The sequence below is a fragment of the Rhizobacter sp. P2_D12 genome, from assembly GCF_056404395.1.
The window spans coordinates 39,181-64,849 of sequence record NZ_JBFUEB010000010.1 but is presented as its reverse complement, the minus strand read 5'-3'; the positions used below and the strand labels follow the sequence as shown (position 1 = coordinate 64,849).

At 69.7% G+C, this 25,669-nt stretch carries 19 protein-coding genes and 1 tRNA gene; 8 read left to right on the top strand and 12 right to left on the bottom strand.

Translation table 11 applies throughout. From position 1 onward, the window contains the following. Nucleotides 1–199: 199 nt before the first annotated feature. The 7 genes from AC1DYN_RS05065 to AC1DYN_RS05035 form a co-directional block, all read right to left on the bottom strand. Nucleotides 200–2,335, bottom strand: a complete 2,136-nt coding sequence (locus AC1DYN_RS05065; RefSeq protein WP_477958019.1) for an Ig-like domain-containing protein — start codon at nt 2,333–2,335, stop codon at nt 200–202. Nucleotides 2,336–2,466: 131 nt separating this feature from the next. Continuing rightward, nucleotides 2,467–4,536, bottom strand: coding sequence for a right-handed parallel beta-helix repeat-containing protein (locus AC1DYN_RS05060; protein WP_477958018.1), 2,070 nt, complete (start codon nt 4,534–4,536; stop codon nt 2,467–2,469). 426 nt (nt 4,537–4,962) lie between these two features. Beyond that, nucleotides 4,963–5,592 carry a hypothetical protein gene (locus AC1DYN_RS05055; protein WP_477958017.1) on the bottom strand — a complete coding sequence of 210 codons (630 nt, stop codon included), beginning with the start codon at nt 5,590–5,592 and terminating at the stop codon, nt 4,963–4,965. Nucleotides 5,593–5,718: 126 nt separating this feature from the next. Continuing rightward, nucleotides 5,719–5,793, bottom strand: a tRNA-Val gene (locus AC1DYN_RS05050). A gap of 48 nt (nt 5,794–5,841) precedes the next feature. Then, a complete protein-coding gene (dnaQ, locus tag AC1DYN_RS05045) occupies nt 5,842–6,546 on the bottom strand; it encodes a DNA polymerase III subunit epsilon (RefSeq protein ID WP_477958016.1) in 705 nt (234 codons plus the stop codon). Then, nucleotides 6,543–7,367: a prolipoprotein diacylglyceryl transferase gene (gene lgt / locus AC1DYN_RS05040; protein WP_477958015.1), complete on the bottom strand. Its 825-nt coding sequence runs from the start codon at nt 7,365–7,367 to the stop codon at nt 6,543–6,545. The genes dnaQ and lgt overlap by 4 nt, the downstream gene beginning before the upstream one ends. A gap of 27 nt (nt 7,368–7,394) precedes the next feature. Continuing rightward, a complete protein-coding gene (locus AC1DYN_RS05035; protein WP_477958014.1) occupies nt 7,395–8,330 on the bottom strand; it encodes a LysR family transcriptional regulator in 936 nt (311 codons plus the stop codon). A gap of 104 nt (nt 8,331–8,434) precedes the next feature. On the opposite strand from AC1DYN_RS05035, the gene ilvD reads away from it, so the two are divergent. Beyond that, nucleotides 8,435–10,123 (top strand): dihydroxy-acid dehydratase, encoded by a 1,689-nt coding sequence (gene ilvD / locus AC1DYN_RS05030; protein ID WP_477958013.1) that lies wholly within the window; start codon nt 8,435–8,437, stop codon nt 10,121–10,123. A 31-nt stretch (nt 10,124–10,154) separates the two neighbouring features. On the opposite strand, the gene AC1DYN_RS05025 is transcribed toward ilvD, so the two are convergent. Beyond that, nucleotides 10,155–10,412: a TIGR04438 family Trp-rich protein gene (locus AC1DYN_RS05025; RefSeq protein WP_477958012.1), complete on the bottom strand. Its 258-nt coding sequence runs from the start codon at nt 10,410–10,412 to the stop codon at nt 10,155–10,157. A 127-nt stretch (nt 10,413–10,539) separates the two neighbouring features. Here AC1DYN_RS05025 and AC1DYN_RS05020 point away from each other — a divergent pair, with 127 nt between their 5' ends. Further along, nucleotides 10,540–10,848 carry a c-type cytochrome gene (locus tag AC1DYN_RS05020; protein ID WP_477958011.1) on the top strand — a complete coding sequence of 103 codons (309 nt, stop codon included), beginning with the start codon at nt 10,540–10,542 and terminating at the stop codon, nt 10,846–10,848. Nucleotides 10,849–10,911: 63 nt separating this feature from the next. Here the strand turns inward: AC1DYN_RS05020 and acs are convergent, their stop codons facing one another. Beyond that, nucleotides 10,912–12,882, bottom strand: a complete 1,971-nt coding sequence (acs, locus tag AC1DYN_RS05015; protein WP_477958010.1) for an acetate--CoA ligase — start codon at nt 12,880–12,882, stop codon at nt 10,912–10,914. 142 nt (nt 12,883–13,024) lie between these two features. Here acs and AC1DYN_RS05010 point away from each other — a divergent pair, with 142 nt between their 5' ends. Continuing rightward, entirely contained in the window at nt 13,025–13,627 is a 603-nt protein-coding gene (locus AC1DYN_RS05010; protein WP_477958009.1) for a YqhA family protein, read from the top strand. A gap of 61 nt (nt 13,628–13,688) precedes the next feature. On the opposite strand, the gene nhaA is transcribed toward AC1DYN_RS05010, so the two are convergent. Further along, complete coding sequence (gene nhaA, locus AC1DYN_RS05005; RefSeq protein WP_477958008.1) at nt 13,689–14,852, bottom strand: Na+/H+ antiporter NhaA; 1,164 nt, start codon at nt 14,850–14,852, stop codon at nt 13,689–13,691. Between the two features lie 93 nt (nt 14,853–14,945). Between nhaA and AC1DYN_RS05000 the strand changes: the two genes are divergently transcribed. Continuing rightward, nucleotides 14,946–16,469 (top strand): fumarate hydratase, encoded by a 1,524-nt coding sequence (locus AC1DYN_RS05000; protein WP_477958007.1) that lies wholly within the window; start codon nt 14,946–14,948, stop codon nt 16,467–16,469. Nucleotides 16,470–16,500: 31 nt separating this feature from the next. Then, nucleotides 16,501–19,194, top strand: coding sequence for a winged helix-turn-helix domain-containing protein (locus AC1DYN_RS04995; RefSeq protein ID WP_477958006.1), 2,694 nt, complete (start codon nt 16,501–16,503; stop codon nt 19,192–19,194). On the opposite strand, the gene AC1DYN_RS04990 is transcribed toward AC1DYN_RS04995, so the two are convergent. Beyond that, the gene (locus AC1DYN_RS04990; protein WP_477958005.1) at nt 19,195–20,103 is read right to left on the bottom strand and encodes a LysR substrate-binding domain-containing protein; all 909 of its coding nucleotides are present in this window, start codon (nt 20,101–20,103) and stop codon (nt 19,195–19,197) included. A 101-nt stretch (nt 20,104–20,204) separates the two neighbouring features. Between AC1DYN_RS04990 and AC1DYN_RS04985 the strand changes: the two genes are divergently transcribed. Both AC1DYN_RS04985 and AC1DYN_RS04980 read left to right on the top strand, forming a co-directional pair. Then, entirely contained in the window at nt 20,205–21,272 is a 1,068-nt protein-coding gene (locus tag AC1DYN_RS04985; protein ID WP_477958004.1) for a tartrate dehydrogenase, read from the top strand. Between the two features lie 64 nt (nt 21,273–21,336). Further along, nucleotides 21,337–22,305 (top strand): Bug family tripartite tricarboxylate transporter substrate binding protein, encoded by a 969-nt coding sequence (locus tag AC1DYN_RS04980; protein WP_477958003.1) that lies wholly within the window; start codon nt 21,337–21,339, stop codon nt 22,303–22,305. Nucleotides 22,306–22,424: 119 nt separating this feature from the next. On the opposite strand, the gene AC1DYN_RS04975 is transcribed toward AC1DYN_RS04980, so the two are convergent. Further along, a complete protein-coding gene (locus tag AC1DYN_RS04975; RefSeq protein ID WP_477958002.1) occupies nt 22,425–25,121 on the bottom strand; it encodes a winged helix-turn-helix domain-containing protein in 2,697 nt (898 codons plus the stop codon). 135 nt (nt 25,122–25,256) lie between these two features. On the opposite strand from AC1DYN_RS04975, the gene AC1DYN_RS04970 reads away from it, so the two are divergent. Next, the gene (locus AC1DYN_RS04970) at nt 25,257–25,601 is read left to right on the top strand and encodes a cupin domain-containing protein (RefSeq protein WP_477958001.1); all 345 of its coding nucleotides are present in this window, start codon (nt 25,257–25,259) and stop codon (nt 25,599–25,601) included. The last annotated feature ends 68 nt before the right edge of the window (nt 25,602–25,669 follow it).

Sequence of the window (25,669 nt, the reverse complement as noted above, 5' to 3'; positions counted from 1 at the left end):
GTCCGTCCCTGCCCCATCGCAGCGATCGCCGTGAAGCCCGTACTTTCGGCGGGGCAGGCCGTCCGGTTAAGGTCAAAAAGCGAGGCCGGAATCCCCGCCTGTTACCAGTCGTCAGCTCTGACAGATGACGGCCGGCAACAAGTCACGAAGCCCGGGTCGTGCGATGCACGGCCCGGGCCCTTTCATGCAGAAGAAGCGATCAGCGCGTGCTGAAGGTGTCGAGCACCGCGCCGTCCTGGCCGATGGTCTTCACATTGACCTTCGCGCCGTCCACGTCGATGCGCAGGTAGTGGTACGCGGCCGTCGCCTTCGCGTTCAGCGGGCCGATCGTCTTGAAGCCGGCCAGCGCCGAGCCGCCGCCGCCGGTCACCGTGTAGACGGTGCCCTTGGCATCGTCGCGCACGCCGTTCGGGTTGGTCGCATCGGCATACACCGGCACCGAGCGCTCGTACACGTGGCTGTGGCCCGAGATCACCATCTTGACCTTGGCGTACTTGCTGAAGTCCTTGATCAGCGTCGGCCACGAGGCGTTGGGCGCATGGCCGTCCGAATAGGAGATCAGCGGCGCGTGCATCAGCACGATGGTGTTCTGGATCGCGCTGTTGGCCGCGGCTTGCGCCAGGTCGTAGCGCAGCCAGTCGAGCTGGTGCTTGTAGTAGTACGCGTCGTAGTTGCTTTCGTTGGCGGCCGTGCAGTTGCTCGAGCACTCGGTCAGGTCGTAGTAGTCCGAGTTCAGGCGCAGCACCACGAAGTGCGTGCCCTTGTAGTCGAACGAGTAGTACATGTAGTCCGGGTAGACGCCGCTGCGGGTCTTCGCGCAGGCCAGCTGGTAGAACTGGTCGTCGGTGAAGTGGGTGACGCTCGCGGTCGTCCAGTCCTTGAAGTAGGCCTTGTTCTGCGTATGGTTCGGGATGCCGATCTTCTTCGGGTCGAACACGTCGCAGAAGCCGTTGCCGAACTTGTCCGGGTACCAGCCGTCGCCGAAGTTGTCGTCATGGTTGCCGACCACCGGGAAGTAGTAGGTCGGCAGGCCCGCGGCCGGCGTCTTGGTCTGCAGCGGGGCGATGATCTCCTTGAAGCTGCCCTTCGAGGCATCGCTCGGGCAATCGCCGCGCTGCACCCAGTTGGTCGACTTGTCGTAGCCGGTCACCATGTCGCCCAGGTTGAAGACGAAGGCGGCCGGTTCGTTGACCATGCGGTTCACCAGGCCGATGTGCACGGCATTGCCGCCGCAGCCGTTGCCCGAGCGGCTGTCGCCGTAGGCCAGGAAGCTGAAGGCGCCGGTGCCGGTGGACGGCGGCGTGGTCGGCGGCGTCGTGGTCGTGCCGGCCTCGGTCGTGAAGGTCCAGCTGCTGGTGCCGGTCAGCGCATTGCCGGCGGTGTCCTTGATGCCGGCGCTGCCGGTGCCCAGGGCCACCGGGTAGTTCGACGCCGTCGACAGCGCCGCAACCGGCGTGAAGGTGGCGGTGTTGCCGCTGCACGAGATGGTGCCGGAGACCGAGCCGACCTTGAAGGTCTGGCCCGACACCGTGTCGCAGTTCAGCGTCTTGCTGAAGGTGACCTTCACCGGTGCCGTGACGGCCACGTTGGTCGCACCGGCAGACGGCGTCGCGCTGGACACCGTGGGAGCCGTGGTGTCGGCCGCGACGACGAAGGCGGCGCTGATGTTGCGCGCCTGGCTCATCGTCACGGTGCAGGTGCTGGCACTGCCGGCGCAGTYGCCGCCCCAGGCATTCAGCTTGTAGCCGGTGGCCGGGTTCGCGGTCAGCGTGACCGAGACGCCGGGCGTCAGGTCTTCCGTGCAGTCGGTGCCGCAGGCGATGCCGCCGTACGGCGTCGTCACGGTGCCGGAGCCGCTGGTGGAGACGCTCAGGCGCACCGTGCTGGGCGTGGTCGGCGGCGTGGTCGTCGCCGAGCCGAACTTGGCCGTCACGTTGCGGGCCTGGCTGTTGTCCAGCGTGCAGGTGTTGGCGGTGCCGGAGCAGGCGCCGCCCCAGCCGAGGAACACCATGCCGGTGTTGGGCAACGCGCCCAGCAGCACCGAGGTGTACCTGCTGTAGCTCACGGAACAGGCGGTGCCGCCGTTGCCGCAGTTCATCGGGCCGAGCACACCGCTCACCATGTTGCCCACCATGCCGGGGCCGGTCACCGTGACGGTGATCGGGCGGCTGGGGTAGTAGCTGCTGCTGAGCGCCTGCGCGCTCTCGGTCACGCCGGCAGCTGCCAGTTCGGGGTCGACGTCGGTCGACGCGACGCTGTCGCTCTTGCCGCCGCCGCACGCCGCCAGCATCACTGCCAGCGACATCGCACCGAACACCTTGTTCACGCTATTCATTGCCTAGCTCCAGACAAGCCCGGTCCAGGCCCGATCGTCTTGATCGCCGGGCTGGGCTTCGCGCAGCCCTTGTGGCCGCACTGTGTTGATCGGAAGAAGGCGCCGGCAGGACCGCCGGCGCCGGATTGACGTCAGTACTCGTAAGCCCCGATGTCGGTGCTCGCGCCTTGTGCGCGCTGCACGCCGCGGATGTCCTTCGGCACCAGCGTCGTGTTGGCACCGGCATCGATCGCCGGGCTGCCGGTGGCCAGGGTCAGCGGGGTGCTGCCCGTGGTCGCGGAGAACTTCGGATCGGCCACCTTGCTGCCGGTGTCGTCGCGGCCGCTCAGCGACTTGTACTGGGTGAGCCAGGACGCGAAGTTGATGCCGGAGAAGTTGTCGCTCGAGAAGGTCGGGGCACCGTTGCTCGTGTAGTAGACGTTGTGGTCGAAGACCAGCGTCTTGTAGTCGGTCATGGCGCCGGAACCGATCTTCACCACCGGCTTGGCCGACGAACCGTAGATGATGTTGTTGCCGAAGTAGATGTTGGTGCCGGCCTGGCCGATCTCCGACTCGTTGGAGAGGAAGATCGAACCGTGCATCAGCTTGCCGGTGTCGTAGCAGCTGTTGTTGTAGAAGCGGGCATTGCTCGACGACGAGGTCGCGAGGCAGGCCCAGGTGGACCCGATCACGACGTTGTTGCGGACGATGCCGTCATAGGTCTCGTAGGTGCCGTCGACCAGGCGGTCCGCATCGGTCTCCTGCCCCAGCATCAGCGCATGGCCGTTGGCCGAGCTGCCGATGTTGACGAGGCGGTTGTTCTCGAAGATCGTGTTGCGGGCATTGCCCTTGGCGTAGACGCCGATGTCCGGCACGTCGTGGATGTAGTTGCCGGCGACGCGGGTGCGGTCGGCTCCGACGATGTCGACGCCCTGCGCATTGGTGCCCGGCTTGACGATGGACGCGTCCTGCCAGATTTCGTTGTCCAGCACCTCGACGTCGTTCGACGTGCGCACCAGCTTGACGATGTCGGCCACGCTGCAGCACAGGCGGTTGCCGACCAGCTTGACCTTCGGCGTGTCGATCTTGATCGCGTTGCCGTCGCCGCCACCGGAGGCGCTGCCCTGGATCTCCAGGCCCGTCACCACCCAGTACATCGCCAGGCAATCGGTGTTGCCGCTGGCGCTGCCGACGGCGTCTTCATCGCAGGCCGAGTTGTAGAAGTAGACCGTCGGGCCCGAGCTCGTGCTCTTGATCACCGGACGCTCGCCGTTGTAGCCGCGCAGCGTGACCCAGGCGGTGGCACTGCCGGGGCGGCGGATGACGACGCTCTCGGTGTAGGTGCCGGCGCGCACGTCGATGGTGTCGCCGGCGCTGGCCAGGCCGACCGCCTTGTTGAGGGTCTTGAACGGAGCCGCCAGGGTACCGGCGTTGCTGTCGCTGCCGGTGGTCGCGACGAAGTACGCCTTGCCGGTACCGACGCCCGGGGCCGTGCCCGTGCCGCCGGTGCCGCCGGTGCCGCCGCTGCTGGTGGCCGTGAAGGACGCACCGACCGCAGCCGCCGCGTTCATCTGGACGGTGCAGGTGCCGGTGCCCGAGCAGGCGCCGCTCCAGCCGCTGAAGGTGTAGCCGTTGGCGGCCGCCGGGATCAGCGTGACGGGCGTGCCCGACAGGAAGACGCTGGTGCACGAGGCGCTGCACGACACGCCGGCCGGGCTGGACGTCAGCGAGCCGCTGCCGGTGACGGTCAAGCCGAGGTTGTAGTAGGTCGGCGTCGGCGTGGGGGTCGGCGTCGGGGTGGGGGTCGGGGTCGGCGTAGGAGTCGGCGCCGTGTTCGAGACGAAGCTGCCGACGACCGTGCGGTTCTGGTTCATCGTCACGTAGCAGAACGCGGTGCCCGTGCACGAGCCACCGCTCCAGCCCTTGAAGGTGTAGCCGCTGCTGGCGCGCGAACCGATCATCACCTGCGTGCCGGCCGCGAACGTCGCCGTGCACTGGGTGTTGCCTTCGCCGCAGACGATGCCCGAGGGCTGCGTGCCGATCAGGCCGCCGGCCTGGCCCGACACCGTCAGCGTGTAGCGCGTACCGATCAAGGCCTGCGCCGATTCGGACGTGCCGCCCGCGGCCGCATCCGTCGTTTCCTGATCCGTCGAAGACCCGCCGCATCCGGCCAGCACGGCCGTCACGCAGAACGCGCCCAACACCTTCTGAAACCAACTCATTACGTAGCTCCTAAGCCAACCTAAACGCCGGGCCAATCCCTGCGCCCGTCGATACGTGGCATCCCTGTTTCGACGGCTGGGACGAATCATTGAACGACCGGGGGTATCGCCTGTTACGAGGCGTCAGATCAGGGGCTTTTGTTTTTGCAAGTGTCGGAATGCAGCAAGACCCCCCTTGTTCGAGGGGGTGGCATAGGGGGATCCCGCCTTCCATCGGACTTCACGATGGGTTGGCGTAGGACTTATCCGACGCCAAACACGTTTCAGGCTTGGTTACAGACTCGTAGGCGCTCGCTACAAAACCGCAGTTTGCTAGCGATAAGTACTTGATTCGATTGGCGAATCAGCACGGCAAAAGCCGGCCAGATCAAGCGATGGCGAGTTGTGCGGTTTCGAAGATGGACGCGCTTCGGGCGCCATTTCCATCTATTTGATCGGCGGGGAGTCGGACCTGGGCTTGGCGTCGCCGCGTTGCGCCGAATCCACATCGCTGGCCGCGGCAGCCGCCGGGGTGGTCGATTCCTGTTCCGCCAGGCGGTTCAGGCGGCGTCCGCCTTCGCTGTCGGGCGACAGGCGCAGGCCCAGGTGCACCTTGTGCTGGGTGCGCGCCGCGTCGGGCGGGTAGTACGACACCGACAGCTCGATGCCGCCCGGGCAGGCCAGCTTCAGCACGTCGTTCATGAACGACGGACTCTTCGGGCACTTGTCGCCATAGGCGGCGTTGACCTGGGCCGCCTGGCGCGCCGCAAAGGCGCGCGCCTGGGCCTCGTCGGGGAAATCGGCGACGCCGTGCACGCTGATCAGCAGCAGGCTCTTCGGCGTGGCCAGCAGTTCGATCGCCTTGAACTCGCTGCCCTTCTCGGGCCTGTCGACCAGCATCTCGACCATCGGCGACACGCGCGTGCGCTGCAGCGTGGCCTCGCCGGGCGTGTAGGGCGCGGCCAGCTTGTAGCCGAACAGGTCGCCTTCGATCGGGCCGGCGGATGCGGCGGCGGCCACGCCGAGCGTGTACAGCACGGCCAGGGTTCTGGCCCGTTGGATGAGGGTCGGGGGCATGGCCTCGGTACCGTGAGCGACCGGCCGGTCGCAAGGTGAAGGAAACGGCGTGCTGCGCGGGGAACTATAGCCGCCCGAAAAGCAAAAAAGGCAGTGTCGCGGGACGCTGCCTTCTTCTGGATCGGGTGGTGGGCGGTGCAGGGTTCGAACCTGCGACTTCCACCGTGTGAAGGTGGCACTCTACCACTGAGTTAACCGCCCGATTTTTCGGCTCTGTTGCAGAACCTCGCATCGCTGCGAAGCCTTGGATTATGCCACAAGCTGGCGCCATGMCGTCTTGCCGCCGGAAGCCTTGTCGAGGTCGGCCAGCTGCTTCTCGTGCGCCGCGAGTTCATCCTCGTCGGCCAGCAGCACCGGCAGGTCGAACGAGGCCAGGTCGATGGCCGCGACGACGATGTCCTGCGTCGACGAGGTGCCCGCATCGATCACCAGCGAGTTCTGCCCGCGCGTCATGCGGATGTAGACCTCGGCAAGCAGCCCGGCGTCGAGCAGCGCGCCGTGCAGCGAGCGGTTCGAGTTGTCGACTTCCAGGCGCTTGCACAGCGCGTCCAGCGAGTTCGACTTGCCGGGGAACATCTCGCGCGCCATCAGCAGGCTGTCGCTGACGCCCGAAACGTGCTCCGGGAACGGCTGGCGGCCGAGCCGGCGCAACTCGGCGTTCATGAAGCCGACGTCGAAGCCTGCGTTGTGGATGATGATCTCGGCGCCCGACAGGTAGTCCATCAGCTCGTCGGCGATGGCCGAGAACAGCGGCTTGTCGGCCAGGAACTCGTCGGTCAGCCCGTGGATCTTGACGGCGTCCTCGTGGCTCGAGCGCTCGGGGTTGACGTAGAAGTGCTTGTTGTTGCCGGTCAAGCGCCGGTTCACCATCTCGACGCAGCCGATCTCGATGATGCGGTCGCCGGACTCCGGGCTCAGGCCGGTGGTTTCGGTATCGAAGAAGACCTGCCTCATGCGGCCACCTTGCTGCCGTCGCTGCCCAGGCCGCGCCGTGCCGACCAGACGCACAGCACGATGCCGGCCAGCACCATCGGCACGCACAGCCACTGGCCCATGCTCATGTTCAAGGCCAGCAGCCCGAGGAACGCATCCGGCTCGCGGAAGAACTCGGCGACGAAGCGGCACAGGCCGTAGCCGATCAGGAAGACGCCCGACACCTGCCCCATCGGCCGCGGCTTGCGCGCGAACCACCACAGGACGCCGAACAGCAGCAGCCCTTCCATGCCGAACTGGTAGAGCTGCGACGGATGGCGCGGCAGCATGCTGCCGGAGTCGGGGAACACCATGCCCCAGGGCAGGTCGGGATCGCTGAAGCGGCCCCACAGCTCGCCGTTGATGAAGTTGCCGATGCGCCCGGACGCGAGGCCGGTCGGCACGCAGGGCGCGATCAGGTCGGTGACCTGCCAGAACGGGCGCTTGCGCAGCCGCGCGAACAGCCCCATCGCGGCGATCACGCCCAGCAGGCCGCCGTGGAAGGCCATGCCGCCCTTCCAGACCGCGAAGATCTCCAGCGGGTGCGCTGCATAGTAGCCGGGCTTGTAGAACAGCACGTAGCCGAGCCGGCCGCCGATCACGACGCCCATCACGCCGTAGAACAGCAGGTCCTCGACGTCGCGGCGCGTCCAGCCGGCCTGCGCGAACTGCGCCTGGCGCACGCGGATCGAGGCCAGCCACAGGAACAGCCCGAAGGCGACCAGGTAGGTGATGCCGTACCAGTGGATGGCCAGCGGGCCGATCTGCACGGCGACGGGATTGAAATGCGGGTGGACAAGCATGGGGGCGAACGATACCTCAGCCGCCGCTCAGCCCGGCATCGACGCGCCGACGAAGCGCACGAAACGCTCGACCACCGGGCCGGCATCGCCGCGCCACACCAGGCTGGTCTCGGACCGCGGCGCGCTGTCGGCCAGCGACGGCGGCACGTGCCGGTACACGACGCCGGCGCGCTGCAGCTGCGTCACCGACTCCGGCACCCAGGCCAGGCCGAGGCCGGCCGACACCAGGTTGACGATGGTCTGCATCTGGATCGCCTCCTGGCCGATCACCGGCGTCGCGCCATGCCGGTGGTAGAACGCGAACACCGCATCGTGGATCGACGGCGCGATGGCGCGCGGGAAGATGATCAGCGGCTGGGCCAGCAGCGCCTGCGGCGTGAGACGGCGCGCCGTGGCCAGCGGCGAGGTGTCCGGCAAGGCCAGCACCAGCGGCTCGGTGCCCAGAGACAGGCGCTGCAGGCCGCTGCCGGGCGCGATGCCGGGCGCGTGCAGCACGAAGCCGGCATCGGCTTCGCCCTGCGCGAGCGCCAGCAGCTGCACGTCGGTGGTCGCCTCGCGCAGCACGATGCTGATGCCCGGCTCCGCGACCCGGAAATCGCGCAGCCAGCCCGGCAAGGGCCCGAAGCCGACCGTCGACACGAAGCCGAGCCGCACCCGCCCGACCGCGCCGCTGCCGGCCGCGGACGCCACGTCGGCCAGCGCCGCGGCCTGCTGCAGCAGCTGCCGCACCGGCGACACCAGGGCCTGCCCGRCCGGCGTCAGCGCGACGCGGCGGCGCGTGCGCTCGAACAGCGCCGTGCCCAGGCGCGACTCGAGCTGGCGGATCGCCAGCGTCAGCGGCGGCTGCGTCATGTTCAGGCGCTGCGCCGCCTGCGTGAAATGCAGCGTGTCGGCCAGCACCAGGAACTGGCGCCAGGCGCGCAGCTCGATCGCCGGCAGCGGCACGCGGGAGTCGTCATTCATACAGCAGGCATATCAATGGATGGCGCTGGATATATTGGACGACATTCTGCACGCGGCCGATACTGGCGGCTTCCCACCGAGCCCCCTGCCAGGAGACACCCGCGATGAGCACCCCCATCAACCGCCGGTCGAAGAACATCACCGAAGGCGTCGCGCGCGCGCCCAACCGGTCCATGTACTACGCGCTCGGCTACGAGGAAGGCGACTTCAAGAAGCCGATGATCGGCGTGGCCAACGGCCATTCGACGATCACGCCGTGCAACTCGGGCCTGCAGAAGCTGGCCGACGCGGCGGTGGCCGGTATCGAGGAGGCCGGCGGCAACGCGCAGATCTTCGGCACGCCGACCATCAGCGACGGCATGGCGATGGGCACCGAGGGCATGAAGTACAGCCTGGTGTCGCGCGAGGTGATCGCCGACTGCATCGAGACCTGCGTGGGCGGCCAGTGGATGGACGGCGTGCTGGTGGTCGGCGGCTGCGACAAGAACATGCCCGGCGGCATGATGGGCATGCTGCGCGCCAACGTGCCGGCGATCTACGTCTATGGCGGCACCATCCTGCCAGGCCGCTACAAGGGCCAGGACCTGAACATCGTCAGCGTGTTCGAGGCGGTCGGCCAGTTCACCGCCGGCAACATGAGCGAGCAGGATTTCTGCGAGATCGAGCGCCGCGCCATCCCCGGCAGCGGATCGTGCGGCGGCATGTACACCGCCAACACGATGAGCTCGTCGTTCGAGGCGCTGGGCATGGCCCTGCCCTACAGCAGCACGATGGCCAACCCGCACGACGAGACCGCCAACACCGCGAAGGCGGCCGCGAAGGCGCTGGTCGAGGCGGTGCGCAATGACCTGAAGCCGCGCGACATCGTCACGAAGAAGGCCATCGAGAACGCGGTGGCGGTGATCATGGCGACCGGCGGCTCGACCAACGCGGTGCTGCACTTCCTGGCGATCGCGCATGCGGCGGGCGTCGACTGGACGATCGACGACTTCGAGCGCGTGCGCCGCAAGGTGCCGGTGCTGTGCGACCTGAAGCCTTCGGGCAGGTACCTGGCGGTCGACCTGCACCGCGCGGGCGGCATCCCGCAGGTGATGAAGGTGCTGCTGAAGGCCGGCCTGCTGCACGGCGACTGCATGACGATCACCGGCAAGACGGTGGCYGAGAACCTGGCCGCCGTGCCCGACGTGCCGCGCGCCGACCAGGACGTGATCCGCACCATCGACAAGCCGATGTATGCCGAGGGCCACCTGGCGATCCTGAAGGGCAACCTGTCGCCCGAGGGCTGCGTGGCCAAGATCACCGGGCTGAAGAACCCGGTGATCACCGGCCCGGCGCGGGTGTTCGACGACGAGCAGTCGGCGCTCGCGGCCATCATGGCGCGCAAGATCGTCGCCGGCGACGTGATGGTGCTGCGCTACCTGGGCCCGAAGGGCGGCCCCGGCATGCCGGAGATGCTGGCCCCGACCGGCGCGCTGATCGGCCAGGGCCTGGGCGAATCGGTCGGCCTGGTGACGGACGGCCGCTTCTCGGGCGGCACCTGGGGCATGGTGGTGGGGCACGTGGCGCCCGAGGCCTATGCCGGCGGCAACATCGCGCTGGTGCACGAGGGCGATTCGATCACCATCGATGCGCACACGCTGACGCTGCAGCTGAACGTCAGCGACGAGGTGCTCGCGCAGCGGCGGGCCGCCTGGAAGGCTCCGGCGCCGCGCTATACCCGCGGCGTGATGGCCAAGTTCTTCAAGAACGCCGCCAGCGCGAGCCAGGGGGCTGTTCTCGACAAGATCGACTGAGCTTCGACCGGCGCCGCCTGGGGGGCCCCGTTCAAACCTTCCGCTTCTTGCGGCGGCCCCGCTTGTCCATGCCCAGGTGGGCGAGGCTCTCTTCGCGGCGCTTGGCGACGCGCGCGTCCATCTTCTCGACTTCCTTCCGTTTCGTGTAGCCGGTCTTGTCCGCGAAGATCCACCACAGGACGGCCGCGCCGAACGGCCACAGGATCGCCAGCCAGCCCCAATCGGCGGCCGGCCCCACCTCGGCGACCTTCATGATCAGCAGCAACACGCCCAATACGACGAAATACATGGTCAGCCCTCGCCCTCGAAGCTTGTCCTACGCAACGCAACGGTCAACCGCGCCCCGTAGAATTCGTTGTGTCTCACAGTGATCGAAATGTAAATCACGATCGCCCCCACCCCTTCGGAAGGAAATCATGAAGTCGCTGCTTTCGCTGATCGTCGCCCTGTCCGCCGTGGCAGCCGCACCGGCCTTCGCCAACCCCGAACTGGCCCAGAAGAAGAACTGCATGGCCTGCCACGCCGTCGACAAGAAGCTCGTCGGCCCGGCCTACAAGGAGGTCGCTGCCAAGTACGCCGGCCAGAAGGACGCCGTCGACAAGCTGTCGCAGAAGGTCATCAAGGGTGGCGCCGGTGTCTGGGGTGCCGTCCCGATGCCCGCCAACACGCAGGTCTCGGAGGCCGAGGCCAAGCAACTCGTCCAGTGGATCCTGACGCTGAAGTGATCTGCGTCAACTGAGATGAAAAAAAGCCCCGCGACGCGGGGCTTTTTCTTGGTGCGGACCGGATCAGTAGGCTTGGCCCAGCTGCTCCAGGATGGCCGGGTTCTCCAGCGTGCTGGTGTCCTGGGTCACCGCCTCGCCCTTGGCCACCGAACGCAGCAGGCGCCGCATGATCTTGCCGGAGCGCGTCTTCGGCAGGTTGTCGCCGAAGCGGATGTCCTTCGGCTTGGCGATCGGCCCGATCTCCTTGCCGACCCAGTCGCGCAGTTGCTTGGCGATCGCCTTCGCCTCGTCGCCGGTCGGGCGCGGGCGCTTCAGCACCACGAAGGCACAGATCGCCTCGCCGGTGGTGTCGTCCGGACGCCCGACCACCGCGGCCTCGGCCACCAGCTCGGTGCAGCCCACCAGCGCCGACTCGATCTCCATCGTGCCCATGCGGTGGCCGCTGACGTTCAGCACGTCGTCGATGCGCCCGGTGATCGTGAAGTAGCCGGTCTTCTCGTCGCGGATCGCGCCGTCGCCGGCCAGGTAGTAGCGACCCTGGAAATCGGCCGGGTAGTAGCTCTTCTTGAAGCGCTCCGGGTCGCCGTAGATCGTGCGGATCATCGACGGCCAGGGCTTCTTCACCACCAGGATGCCGCCCTGCCCGTTCGGGACGTCCTTGCCGGTCTCGTCGACCACCGCGGCGATGATGCCCGGGAACGGCAGCGTGCACGAGCCCGGCACCAGCGGCGTGGCGCCCGGCAGCGGCGTGATCATGTGGCCGCCGGTCTCGGTCTGCCAGAAGGTGTCGACGATCGGGCAGCGGCCGCCGCCGATGTGCTCGTGGTACCACTCCCATGCGGCCGGGTTGATCGGCTCGCCCACCGAACCCAGGATGCGCAGCGAACCCAGCCGGTAGTTGCGCGGGTGCACCGCATCGTTGCTCTCGGCGGCCTTGATCAGCGAGCGGATCGCCGTCGGCGCGGTGTAGAAGATCGAGACCTTGTGGTCCTGGATCATGCGCCAGAAGCGCCCGGCGTCCGGATAGGTCGGCACGCCCTCGAAGACGATCTCGGTGCCGCCCAGCGCGAGCGGCCCGTAGGCGATGTAGGTGTGGCCGGTGACCCAGCCGATGTCGGCGGTGCACCAGAAGATGTCGTCGGGCTTCAGGTCGAAGGTCCACTTCGTCGTCAGCGCCGCATGCAGCAGGTAGCCGCCGGTCGAGTGCTGCACGCCCTTGGGCTTGCCGGTCGAGCCCGAGGTGTACAGCAGGAACAGCGGGTGTTCCGCGCCCACCCACTCGGGCTCGCAGGTTGTGGGCTGGGCATCGGTCAGCTCGTGCATCCAACGGTCGCGCTTCGCGTCGAACGCGATCTTGCCGCCGGTGCGCTGGTAGACGATGACGCTCTTGATGCTCTCGCAGCCGCCGAGCGCGATCGCGTCGTCGACGATGGCCTTCAGCGGCAGCTGCTTGCCGCCGCGCAGCTGTTCGTCGGCGGTGATCACCATCACCGCGCCGGCATCCTCGATGCGGTCGCGCAGGCTTTGCGCCGAGAAGCCGCCGAACACCACCGAATGCGTCGCGCCGATGCGGGCGCAGGCCTGCATCGCGACCACGCCCTCGACGGACATCGACATGTAGATGACGACGCGGTCGCCCTTGCGGACGCCCTGCGACTTCAGCGCATTGGCCATGCGGCAGGTGCGCGCGAGCAGCTCGCGGTAGGTGACGCGCGTCACCTTGCCGTCGTCGGCCTCGAAGATGATGGCCACCTTGTCGCCCAGGCCGGCCTCGACCTGCTTGTCCAGGCAGTTGTACGAGACGTTCAGCGTGCCGTCCTCGAACCACTTGAAGAACGGCGCCTGGCTGCTGTCCAGCGTCTTCGTGAACGGCGTCTTCCAGCTGACCAGCTCGCGCGCCAGGCGCGCCCAGTAGCCTTCGTAGTCGGCCTCGGCCTCGGCGCACAGCCTGTCGTAGGCCGCCATGCCGGACACGTGGGCGGCCTTCGCCAGCTCGGCCGGCGGCGCGTAGACCTTGTGTTCGCTGGAACTCATGCTTGTCTCCTTCTGCGGGTTTGCGAATTCTGCACGCACGATAGACAGCTGCTCTTACGAACGACTGACGGCGGCGCCGGGTCTTGCCCGGATGGTCCGCCAACTACAATTTCCGGCAACCGGACTATCCCTGCACACCCCCATGACCCAGATCCCCGACCACAGCAACAGCAAGCTGCGCCCCTTGCCCAACCTCATCTTCATGAGCCGTTGGCTGCAGCTGCCGCTGTACCTCGGGTTGATCCTGGCGCAGGCGGTGTACGTGTTCCACTTCTGGGTCGAGCTGGTGCACCTGATCGAGGCCGCGTTCGGCAACCAGAACGCGCTGCAGGCGGTGTTCACCGCGGTCGGCGTCACCGGCGAGGCCGCCAAGGGCACCAAGCTGACCGAAACCACCATCATGCTGGTGGTGCTGGGCCTGATCGACGTGGTGATGATCTCCAACCTGCTGATCATGGTGATTGTCGGCGGCTACGAGACCTTCGTGTCGCGCATGAACCTCGAAGGCCACCCCGACCAGCCCGAATGGTTGAGCCATGTCAATGCCTCGGTGCTGAAGGTGAAGCTGGCCACCGCGATCATCGGCATCTCGTCGATCCACCTGCTGAAGACGTTCATCAACGCCGACGCGCTGAGCGACCGCGTGCTGATCGCGCAGACGGTGATCCACTGCGCCTTCCTGCTGTCGGCGATGGCGATCGCGATGACCGACCGGCTGCTGGCCAAGAGCGCAGGCGATCATTGAGTCGTAGCCCGGAAGACATTCCGGGCATTTCAGCGCAGCCGCACCCGGATTGGCATCCGGGCTACCGCTTGCCGAGCAGCAACAGCGTGCCTGCGATGCCGGCCACCAGCGAGCCGCACAGCACCCCCAGCTTGACCTGGGTCTCGTAGTCGCCGCCGCGGCCCTCGAAAGCCAGCGCGCCGATGAACAGGCTCATCGTGAAGCCGACGCCGCACAGCACGCACACGCCGAAGAACTGGCGCGTGCTGGCACCGGCCGGCAGCTCGGCGCCGGCCAGCTTGATCAGCAGCCACGATGCGCCGAACACGCCGATCGCCTTGCCCAGCACCAGCCCGGTGGCAATCCCCAGCGGCACCGTCTGCGCCAGCGTCGCGAAGCTCACGCCCTGCAGCGACACGCCGGCATTGGCGAACGCGAACATCGGCAGCACCGCGAAGGCCACCCACGGGTGCAGCGCATGCTCGGTGGTCTCGAGCGGCGAGTGCCCCTCTTCCCCGCCGCGCAACGGGATCGCCAGCGCCGTCGCCACGCCGGCCAGCGTCGCGTGCACGCCCGACTTCAGCACGCAAACCCAGATCACCAGCCCGACCACCACGTACGGCCCGACGCTCCTCACCCGGCCGCGGTTCAGCAGGAACAGCACGACGCCGCCGGCCAGCGCGGCGCCCAGCATCGCGAGCGACACGTCGGCGGTGTAGAACAGCGCGATCACGACGATCGCGCCCAGGTCGTCGATGATGGCCACCGCCGTCAGGAACACCTTCAGCGAGGCCGGCACGCGCGAGCCCAGCAGCATCAGGATGCCGAGCGCGAACGCGATGTCGGTGGCGGCCGGGATGGCCCAGCCGTGCAGCGCCACCGGGTCGCGCAGGTTGATCGCCGCGTAGATGAGGGCCGGCACCGCCATGCCGCCGATGGCCGCGCCGGCCGGCAGCAGCGCCTGTCGCACCGAGGCCAGCTCGCCGGCCAGCAGCTCGCGCTTGATCTCCAGCCCGACCAGGAAGAAGAACACCGCCATCCACAGGTCGTTCACCCACAGCAGCAGCGGCTTGGCCAGCACCAGCAGGTCGCCGCCGACGCGCACCTCGCCCGGCAGGCCGACGAAACGCTGGTAGGCGTCGTGCCACGGCGAGTTGCTGACGATCAAGGCGACGACCGCGGCCAGTGCCAGCACGACGCCGCCGGCCGATTCGGACGCGATGAAGCGCCGGATGCTGTTCAGCATGGAATCTCCCCTGTTCAGTAAAATTCGCGGCTTCCAGCCACGCCCACCCGCGCGGATTGTTCCGCAGTTCCGCCCACTTTCCGGGATAGCCACATGACCTCGATCCGCTACACCGACCTGGTTGACAGCGTCGCCGCCGCATTGCAATACATCAGCTACTACCACCCGGCTGACTACATCGCCCACCTGGCCCGCGCCTACGAGACCGAGCAGGGCCCGGCCGCCAAGGATGCGATCGCGCAGATCCTGACCAACTCGMRSATGTGCGCCGAAGGSMRSCGCCCGATCTGCCAGGACACCGGCATCGTCAACGTSTTCMTGAAGATCGGCATGGRCGTGCGCTTCGAGGGCTTCCCGGCCGGCGTGGAAGACGCGGTCAACGAAGGCGTGCGCCGCGGCTACCTCGACCCCGAGAACAAGCTGCGCGCGAGCATCGTGGCCGACCCGCAYTTCGAGCGCAAGAACACCAAGGACAACACSCCGGCSGTGRTCCACATGAGCCTGGTGCCGGGCAACACGGTCGACATCCAGATCGCGGCCAAGGGCGGCGGCAGCGAGAACAAGAGCAAGTTCGTGATGATGAACCCGAGCGACAGCCTGGTCGACTGGGTGCTCAAGACGGTGCCGACGATGGGCGCCGGCTGGTGCCCGCCGGGCATGCTGGGCATCGGCATCGGCGGCACGGCCGAGAAGGCGATGCTGCTGGCCAAGGARTCGCTGATGCAGGACATCGACATGTACGAGCTGAAGGCGCGCGGCCCGCAGAACAAGCTCGAGGAGCTGCGCATCGAGCTGTGCGACAAGATCAACGCGCTGGGCATCGGCGCGCAGGGCCTGGGCGGCCTGACCACCGTGCTCGACGTGAAGATCGCCACCTACCCGACGCACGCGGCCAGCAAGCCGGTCGCGATGATCCCGAACTGCGCCGCGACGCGCCACGCGCACTTCGTGCTCGACGGTTCGGGCCCGGCCTTCCTCGAAGCCCCGAGCCTGGACCTGTGGCCCGACGTCAAGTGGGCGCCCGACTACAACAAGAGCCGCCGCGTCAACCTCGACACGCTGACGCGCGAAGAGGTGGCGAGCTGGAAGCCCGGCGAGACGCTGCTGCTGAACGGCAAGATGCTGACCGGCCGCGATGCCGCGCACAAGCGCATTCAAGACATGCTGGCCAAGGGCGAGAAGCTGCCGGTGGACTTCACCAACCGCGTCATCTACTACGTCGGCCCGGTCGACCCGGTGCGCGACGAGGTGATGGGCCCGGCCGGCCCGACCACGGCCACGCGCATGGACAAGTTCACCGAGATGATGCTGGCGCAGACCGGCCTGATCGGCATGATCGGCAAGGCCGAGCGCGGCCCGACCGGCATCGACGCCATCAAGAAGCACAAGTCGGCCTACCTGATGGCGGTGGGCGGCGCGGCCTACCTGGTCTCGAAGGCGATCCGCAAGGCCGAGGTCGTCGGCTTCGCCGACCTGGGCATGGAGGCGATCTACGAGTTCGAGATCAGCGACATGCCGGTGACGGTGGCCGTCGATTCCGAAGGCACCTCGGTGCACACCACCGGCCCGAAGGAATGGCAGGCGAAGATCGGCAAGATCCCGGTCGCCGTCGCATGACGTAGCCCGGACGCCGATCCGGGATTCGCCCATGCACGCCCTGCCCTTCGCGCTGACCAAGATCCAGCCCCCGCGCCCGCGCGGCGAGCACCTGGCACGTCCGCGGCTCGAAGGGCCGCTGGCCTCGGCGGTCGGCCAGGCGCGGCTGATGCTGCTCAGCGCGCCGGCAGGCTTCGGCAAGACCGCGTTGATGGGCCAGCTGCTGGCGTCGATCGAGCAGGCCGGCGACACCGCGCTCGCGTGGATCTCAGCCGACGATGACGACGACCTGGCGCGCTTCATCGCCTGCCTGGTCGCCGCGATGGAGCCGCACGACCTGCCGTGGCGCATCTCGCCGCAGGCGCTGGCCACGCTGGAGCAGCAGCCGCGCGGCCTGCGCCGCATCGCCGACGAGCTGCTGAGCGCGCTCGGCGGCGCCGACCTGCGGCGCGGCCTGATCGTGCTGGACGATGCGCACCGCATCGCCGACGCGCGCATCTTCGAGCTGCTCGACCTGCTGCTCGAGCACCTGCCGGCGCCGTGGACGCTGCTGCTCGCGAGCCGCACCGACCCGCCGCTGTCGCTGGCCCGGCTGCGGGCCCAGGGTGAACTCGTCGAGCTGCGCCAGCCCGACCTGGGCTTCGAGGCGGACGAGGTGCAGGCGCTGGCCAGCCGGCGCGGCGCCGAGCCCGCCGCCGTGCAGCCGCTGATCGAGCGCATGCAGGGCTGGCCGGCCGGCATCCGGCTGAGCCTGGATGCCGCCACCCGCAGCGCGCTGCCGGCCCTGCGCAGCCAGCGCCACCTGTTCGACTACCTCGCGAGCGAGGTGCTGGCCGACATGCCCGGCGAGTTGCGCCGCTTCCTGCTGCACACCTCGGTGCTGGCCGAGCTGGAACCCGCGCGCTGTGCCGCGCTGACCGGCGACCCGCAGGCCGCCGGCTGGCTCGAGGAGATCGAGCGCCGCGGCCTGTTCGTCACCGTGCTCGACGGCCCGCAGCTGACGCTGCGCCTGCACGACCTGTTCCGCGACTTCCTCGAAGACCGGCTGCGCCAGGAGTCGCCCGACGCGCTGGCCGGCCTGCTGCAGCGCGCCGCGGCGACCGAACCCGATGACGCGCGCCGCATCGGGTATTTGCAGCGCGCCGGCGACTGGGCGGCGGCCGAGACCGCGCTGCTGGCCGTCGGCCGCGGCTGGCTGACCGACGGGTTGCTGACGCAGACGCAGCGGCTGCTCGAGCAGTTTCCCGCGGCATGGCGCGAGCGCTCGTCGCCGTTGACGGTGCTGCAGGGGCTGGCGGCGTGGGCGCGCTGGGAGTTCCTCGCGATGGCCGAGCACTTCCAGCAGGCGCTGCGCATCGCCGAACAGCAGCGCGAGCCCGCGCAGGCCCAGCTTGCACGCGCCTATGTCGCGCTGAGCCTGTGCCAGGTCGACAAGCGCGACGAGGCCGCTGCACTGCTGGCCGGGCTGCGCGCCCAGCCGCTGCCGCTGGAGGCCGAGGTGACGACGCTGACCGCGAGCCTGTGGCATGCCGGCGACTACGGCCCGGTCGAGCCGGCGGCGGGCTTCATGGTGCGGCGCAACGCGCTGCTGGCCGATTGCCAGGACGTCGGCCTGTGGTACCAGGCGACGCCCAACCCGCGCGACGTCACGCTGCCCGGTGCCGGGCCGGCGCTGGCGGTGTTCGTCGAGCGCGCACTGCGCCTGGCTCCGGATCACCCGACCGCGATGAGCGCGATCTCGTGGCTGCTTTACGGGCTGATCGCGCTGTGGCACGGCGACGCGGCCAGCGCCGCCGAGCGCCTGGAACGTGCCGAAGAGGAATCCCGCTGGCTCGGCCAGCCGCGCAACGTCTGCACGATGCTGGCGCTGGCGCGCGGCATGCTGCATGCGCTGCGCGGCGACCAGGCCGCCACGCGTGCGGCGGCAGCCCACCTGCTGGCCGACCCCGACCAGGAACCGCCGAGCGCGCGCCGCGAGAAGCTGCGCCGCAACATGCAGTTCCAGGCGCTGCGGCTGGCGATGATCGCCGACGACGGCGAGCGCGCCCGCGAACTGGCGAAGGCGCTGGGCGCGCCCGACCTGGTGCTGTCGCAGCGCATCGCGCAGCGCGCGCGCGAACTGGCGCTGCCGGCCTTCTCGGCCGAGCTGGCCGAACGCTGGCCGCAGGTGTGCGAATGCTGGCACGCCGCGCTGCAGGCGCCGGACGCGCTGGAGTGGTACGGCCTGCTGACCGAAGGCCGGCTGCGCTGCGCGGCGGCGCTGGTGCGGCTGGGCCGCCCCGCCGAGGCTGCGCCGCTGGTCGAGGCGGCGGCGCAACGCTGCCGGGCCGATGGCTGGATCGGCTCGGCCCTGCTGTGCGGGCCGCGGGCGCTGGCCACGCTGGCGCACGGCGGGCTGGTGCTGGCACCGGCGACGCAGGCGGCGCTCGCGCACTGGCTGGACCGTGCCGAGCAGTTGCGCGGCCACCGGCAGCCGCTTGCGCCGGCCGTGCCAATCCTCCCCGCATCGGCGGCCGCACCGGCAGCAGGCGCGACCAGCAGCTTCCCCGGCCTCAGCGCCCGCGAATGCGAGGTGCTCGAGCGCATCGCCGCCGGCGACAGCAACAAGCTGATCGCACGCGCCTTCGACCTGAGCCCGCACACCGTGAAGCGGCACGTGGCCAACATCCTCGACAAGCTCGGCGCCGAGACGCGCGGCCAGGCGGCCGCGCAATGGCGCGACGCGCGCGGCACCCACCCGGCCTGATCAGCGCTGCGCGAACGACAGCGCCAGGAAGTCGACGAAGGCCCGCACCCGCGCCGACAGCTGGTGCCGCTGCGGGTAGACCGCGTGGATGTCGGCGTCCGGCGTGCCGTACTGCGGCAGCACCTGCACCAGCCGGCCGTTCTTCAGGTAGCGCTCGATGTCCCATTCGGCGCGCATCACGATGCCGTGGCCGTCGAGCGCCCAGTTGACGGCGATCTCGCCGTCGTTGGTGGCCAGGTTGCCGCGCGTCTTGATGGCCTGCACCGTCGCATGGCGACCGCGGCCTCCGGCCAGGCGCCAGGTGCCATAGGCCTCTTCGCCCTGGCGGATGCCGATGCAGTTGTGCCCGGCCAGGTCCTGCGGCACCTTCGGGATGCCATGTCGCGCCAGGTAGGCCGGCGCGGCGCACAGCAGCCGCCGGTTCGGCGCGATGTGCCGCGCGATCACGCGCGCGTCCGGCGGCGCGCCGAAGCGGATGCAGACGTCGAAGGCGTCGTCGGTGAGCGGCGGCGGGTTCACCGACAGCTGCAGCTGCACCTCGACCTCGGGATGCTTGCGCACGAAGCGAGAGATCAGCGGCGCCACGTGCATGCGCCCGAAGCCGAGCGTCGCGTTGACGCGCAGCAGCCCCTTCGGAGTGGCCTTCGAGACGCCCAGCAGCTGCCCCATCTCGTCGATCTCGCCGAGGATGCGCCGCGCATGCTGCAGGTAGACCTCGCCCTCGGGCGTCAGGCTCATGCGCCGCGTCGTGCGGTTGACCAGCGACAGCCCGACGCGTGCCTCCATCTGCGCCAGGTGCTTGCTGACGGCCGGCGTCGTGATGCCGAGCTCGCGCGCCGCCGCGCTCAGGCTGCCGGCACCGGCCAATGCCGAGAAGAAGCCGAGGTCGGCAGGCTGGATGGGACCCATCGATTGTTCACCTCAGGTTAACGATGGATTCACTTTAGCGGCGCAACGGGGGCAGGTCCAGTTTCTACAGTCGCCCCATCGACAACCCACCGGACAACGCCATGAAGACCTACCGCATCGCAACCATCCCCGGAGACGGCATCGGCAAGGAGGTGGTTCCGGCCGGCCAGCAGGTGCTGGCGGCACTCGCCGCGTCGGGCAGCGACTTCCGCTTCGAGTTCGAGAACTTCGGCTGGGGCGGCGACCACTACCGCGAGCACGGCACGATGATGCCGGACGACGGGCTGGACGCGCTGCGCGACAAGGACGCGATCCTGTTCGGTTCGGCCGGCGACCCGCACATCCCCGACCACATCACGCTGTGGGGCCTGCGCCTGAAGATCTGCCAGGGCTTCGACCAGTACGCCAACGTGCGGCCGACGCGCATCCTGCCGGGCATCGACGGCCCGCTCAAGCGCTGCACGGCGGACGACCTGAACTGGGTCATCGTGCGCGAGAACTCGGAGGGCGAGTACGCGGGCGTCGGCGGCCGCGTGCACCAGGGCCACCCGATCGAGGCGGCCACCGACGTGTCGATGATGACCCGCGCCGGCGTCGAACGCATCATGCGCTTCGCCTTCAAGCTGGCGCAGTCGCGGCCGCGCAAGCTGCTGACGGTGATCACCAAGAGCAATGCGCAGCGGCATGCGATGGTGATGTGGGACGAGATCGCGCTGCAGGTCTCGAAGGAGTTCCCCGACGTGCGCTGGGACAAGGAGCTGGTCGACGCGGCCACCGCGCGCATGGTGAACCGCCCGGCCAGCCTCGACACGCTCGTCGCGACCAACCTGCATGCCGACATCCTGAGCGACCTGGCCGCGGCGCTGGCCGGCAGCCTGGGCATCGCGCCGACCGGCAACATCGATCCGGAGCACCGCTACCCGTCGATGTTCGAGCCGATCCACGGCTCGGCCTTCGACATCATGGGCCAGGGGCTGGCCAACCCGGTCGGCACCTTCTGGTCGGTCGTGATGATGCTGGAGCACCTGGGCGAGACCGAAGCCGCGGCGCGCGTGATGCGGGCCATCGAACAGGTGACCTCCAACCCGGCGCTGCACACCCGCGACCTGGGCGGCACGGCGACGACGGCCGAGGTCACGCGGGCGGTCTGCGCGCAGCTCGCCGCCTGACGCGCCCCACCACGACATCGACCACGACACCCACAACGACCCGGAGACACGCATGAGCCTTCGCATGAGCCTTCACACCCCGCTCGCCTGCGCCCTCGCCGCCACGCTGTCGGCCGGCAGCGCCCTCGCCGCCGACGCCTGGCCGGGCAAGCCGGTCAGCCTGGTCGTGCCGTTTCCGCCGGGCGGCACCACCGACGTGCTGGCCCGCGCGCTGGGCGACAAGCTGTCGCTCGCGCTCGGCCAGGCGGTGATCGTCGAGAACAAGCCCGGGGCCGGCGCGACGCTCGGGGCCGACTACGTGGCCAAGGCCAGGCCGGATGGCTACACGCTGCTGGTCGGCGCGGTGCACCACACCATCGCGACCAGCGTCTACAAGAAGCTGCCGTACGACTTCCAGAAGGATTTCGCACCGGTCACGCTGGTTGCGCTGGTGCCCAACGTGCTGGTGGTCAATGCGGCGACRCCGGTGAAGAACGTGGCCGAGCTCGTTGCGCTGGYGAAGGCGCAGCCCGGCAAGCTCAGCTACGGCTCGAACGGCAACGGCACGGCCCAGCACCTGGTCGGCACGCAGTTCCAGGCTCTCACCGGCACCGAGCTGGTCCACGTCCCGTACAAGGGCAGCGGCCCGCTCGCCACCGACCTGCTGGGCGGCCAGATCACGATGTCGTTCGACACCGTCACGCCGGTGCTGCAGCACATCAAGGGCGGCAAGCTGCGCGCGCTGGCCGTCACGACGGGCAGGCGCTCGTCCGCGCTGCCGGACGTGCCCACGCTCGCCGAGGCCGGCGTGAAGGGCGTCGACATCGGCACCTGGTTCGGCGTGCTCGCGCCGGCCGCGACGCCGAAGGACATCGTCGCGCGCCTGAACGCGGAGATGGTGAAGGTGATCCAGTCGCCGGAGTTCCGCAAGCGCATGGACGAGATCGGCGCCGAACCGATCGGCAGCAGCGCGGCGCAGATGGCCTCGCAGATCGCCGGCGAGACCGAGCGCTTCGCGCGCATCGTCAAGGACGGGAAGGTCGCCATCGAATGATGGCGAGGGCTTCGACAAGCGCAGGGCGGACGGAAAAGACGGCCGTTCGCCCTGAGCAGGGACCGAGCTTGTCGAGGGCCCGTGTCGAAGGGTGGGTGCCGCAGCGCGACCGGCCTTGCCTACCCGGAACGCCAGCGCGCCGCAGCCTGGCCGCGGGTCTCGACGCCCAACTTGCCGAGGATGTTGGCGACATGCCGCTTCACGGTGTGCGGGCTCAGGTCGAAGGTGCGCGCGATCAGCTTGTTGCTGTCGCCCGCGGCCATGCGGGCCAGCACCTCGCGTTCACGTTCGCTGAGGCCTTCCAGGCCGGCGCCCGACACCACGTCCTCGTTGTCCGGCATTGCACGCGCCGCCGCGCCCCCGGGCCGGGCAGCGCGCACCGCCGGATCCTCGCGCGGCGCCAGCGTCGCCGCCAGCCGCCCGAGCAGCGCCTTCTCGTCCGCCGAGAGCCGGTCGCCCCAGCGCGTGTCGCGCAGGCGCTGCAGCACCGGCCAGCCGCACAGCAGGGCCCCGCCGACCGAGCCGCCTTCCATCGCCTGCGCAAAACCTTCGCGCAGCAGCGCCGCCGCCGCATCCATTTCGCCCAGCCGCAGCGTCACGTCGGCCAGCAGCACGCGCGCCTGGCCGGCCGGGAAGAAGCACGAGCTCTCGTGCGGCGTCACCAGTGAACTCAACAGTGCCTGCGCATCGCGCCAGCGCCCGTCGACCATCGCGACGAAGGCCCGGCTGAAGCGACGGGCGGCCTCGGCCGCCGCCCATTCGTGCGGGTTCGCCACCCGCGCCAGCCGCGCGTCCAGCTCGCGCAGCGTCGCCTCGTCCTGCAGGATCCAGGCGGCCCGGCTGTGCGTGAAGAGCACCTCGTACTCGTGCGTCAGCCGGTTCGGCGACGAGCCGTGCTCGACCATGTCGTGCCGGCACTCCAGCGCCGCCGCATACGAGGCCTCGCGCCGCCCGCACACCGCGTCGACCAGCGTGTGCACCATCAGGTTCTCGGTCAGCACGCTGCGCGGCCGGCCGAGCCAGCGGCAGTCTTCATCGGCACGCGCCATCCAGTGCTCGGCCTCGTCGAGCCGGCCGGCCGAGAACGCGAGCCAGACGCGCGCATGCAGCACGCCGGCACGCAGCTGCGTCGGCGTGTCGCCGAACAGCGCCGTCGCGCGTTCGCCGAAGCGCTCGAGCAGCGGGTTCATGCCCGGCATGCCGACCATCAGGCTGTGGAAGAAGCACGGGTCCCACACCGGCAGCTGCGGCACGCGCTCCAGCGCCTGCAGCATCTGCGCGAACCACGGCGCGACGTCGCCGGCTCGCGCCTGCGCATACGCCGCCCAGGCCGCGCCGAAGCAGACGAAGGCGCGCGTGCCGTCGTCCAGCGGCAGCGCCAGCAGCTTGGGCAGCTCGCGCGCGGCGACCTCGGCCTGCCCCATGTTCTCCATCGCGACACAGGCGAAGGCGCGCGCCCGCCAGGCCTCGGCAGCGCGCCCGGCGGCATGGAAGCCGGCCTCGGCCTGCTGCATCTCGGCCAGCAGGGTGTCGAACGCGAAGGTCGGGAAACAGCTCAGGCCGCGCAGGAAGTGCAGCTCGGGCCGGCGCGCGAACTCGGCCGGCGGAATCAGCGCCAGCATCTGCGCGAGGCTCGGCCCGCCGCCCGCCGACAGCAGCTCGACGCCGCGCCCGGCCACCGCCTGCGCCGCCTCGTCCCACGCCCCCGCGCGCGCCAGGTAGCCCACCGCGCGCGGCAGGTCGTCCTCGCCCTCGGCGGCGCGGCGCAGCAGCGCCGGCAGCTCGCCGGCATGCTCGCGCTGCAGCCGGTCTTCAAGGAAGTCGCGGAACAGGTCGTGCAGCCGCAGCGTCAGCTCGTCGGCGTCGAGCACGCTGGCGAACAGGCCGCGCCGCTCCACCTCGGCCAGCAGCCGCGCCGCCTGCGGTTCGCCGCTGAGCTGCGCGCAGCGCGCCGCCGTCAGCTCGGGCAGCACCGCGCAACGCAGCAGGAAGCCGCGCAGGTCGGCGGGCATCTGGTCCAGCACCTCGGCGGCCAGGTAGTCGAACAGGTGGCGCTGCGTCAGCGCACCGGCCCGCGTGCCGGCCGCCTCGGGGCGCGCCGACAGGTTCAGCCGCAGCCCGGCGGCCCAGCCGTCGGTACGCTCCAGCAGCTCGCGCACCACCGTGTCGCCGCCGGGCAGGCCGGCGCTCGCCAGCAGCGCCGCCACCTCGGCCTCGCTGAAGCGCAGCTCGTACTGGCGGAACTCGCTCAGCTCGCCGGCTGCGCGCCAGCGGCCCAGCGCCAGCGGCGGCTCGAGCCGGCTTGCCATCGCCACGCCCCACTGCTGCGGCAGCCGCTCGACCAGCAGCTGCATCAGCTCGAACACCTGCGGATCGGTCAGCCGGTGCGCATCGTCCAGCACGAGCAGGCCGCGCGCCGCCTCGGCCCCGGCGAGGGCGTTGACCAGCTCGTCGGCCACCGCGCGCAGGCCGCGCTCGCCCGTGGCCAGCGTGGCCAGCGCATCGGGTGCCACGCGCCACGGCAGGTCGTGCGGCTCCAGTGCACTGCCCAGGCAGGCCAGGAAGCGCGGCAGCTGGTCGTCCTCGTCGGCTGTCACCCACGCGAGCGCGGTGCCGGGCGGCAACTGGCGGATCTGCCGTGCCAGCGCCGAGGTCTTGCCGTAGCCGGCCGGTGCCAGCAACAGTGTCAGGCGCTGCTGGCGCAACGCTGCGCCGAGCGCCTGCTCGAGCACCGGCCGCTCGACCAGGCTGGTCCGCGGGCGCGGCGGCTGGATCTTGGCCAGCGCGAAGGCGTGCGAAGCGGTGGCGGGCGACATGGCGGGATTCTGCCGAAGCGCACCCGCGCCGGCGTGGCCGCGACCCCCAGCGAACAGGGGGATGGCCCGCCCGGCCGCCGTCAATGGCTCTTTCGGCCGATGCGGGCCCACCGCCCGGGCCCGCAGCATCGCGGCATGCTCGTCATCCGCCACAGCGCCCTGCCCCACGACCCGCCCGGCAGCCGCGACCACCGCATCTGCGTCGCCGGTGCCGCCCAGGGCCTGTCCGGCTTCGAGGCCTGGCTGCAACAGCTGGAGCCGGGCGGCCGCACCGCCACGCGCTGCCACGACGGCGAACTCGCGATCCTGGCGCTGCAGGGCAGCGGCAAGCTGCTGCTGCCGGACGGACCGCAACGCTTCCAGGCGCCGTGCACGCTGATCGTGCCGCCTGGGGCGGAGCACCACGTCGTCAACCACGGCGGCACGCTGCTGCAGCTGGTGACGGTGACGGCCCCCCCAAAAGGGTTGGCTCCTCGCTGACCCGCACGCTGGCTCCTTCGGGCGATGTGGCCGGCGGCCGGCGCCGGAACACTGCGAACCTCCCCGCA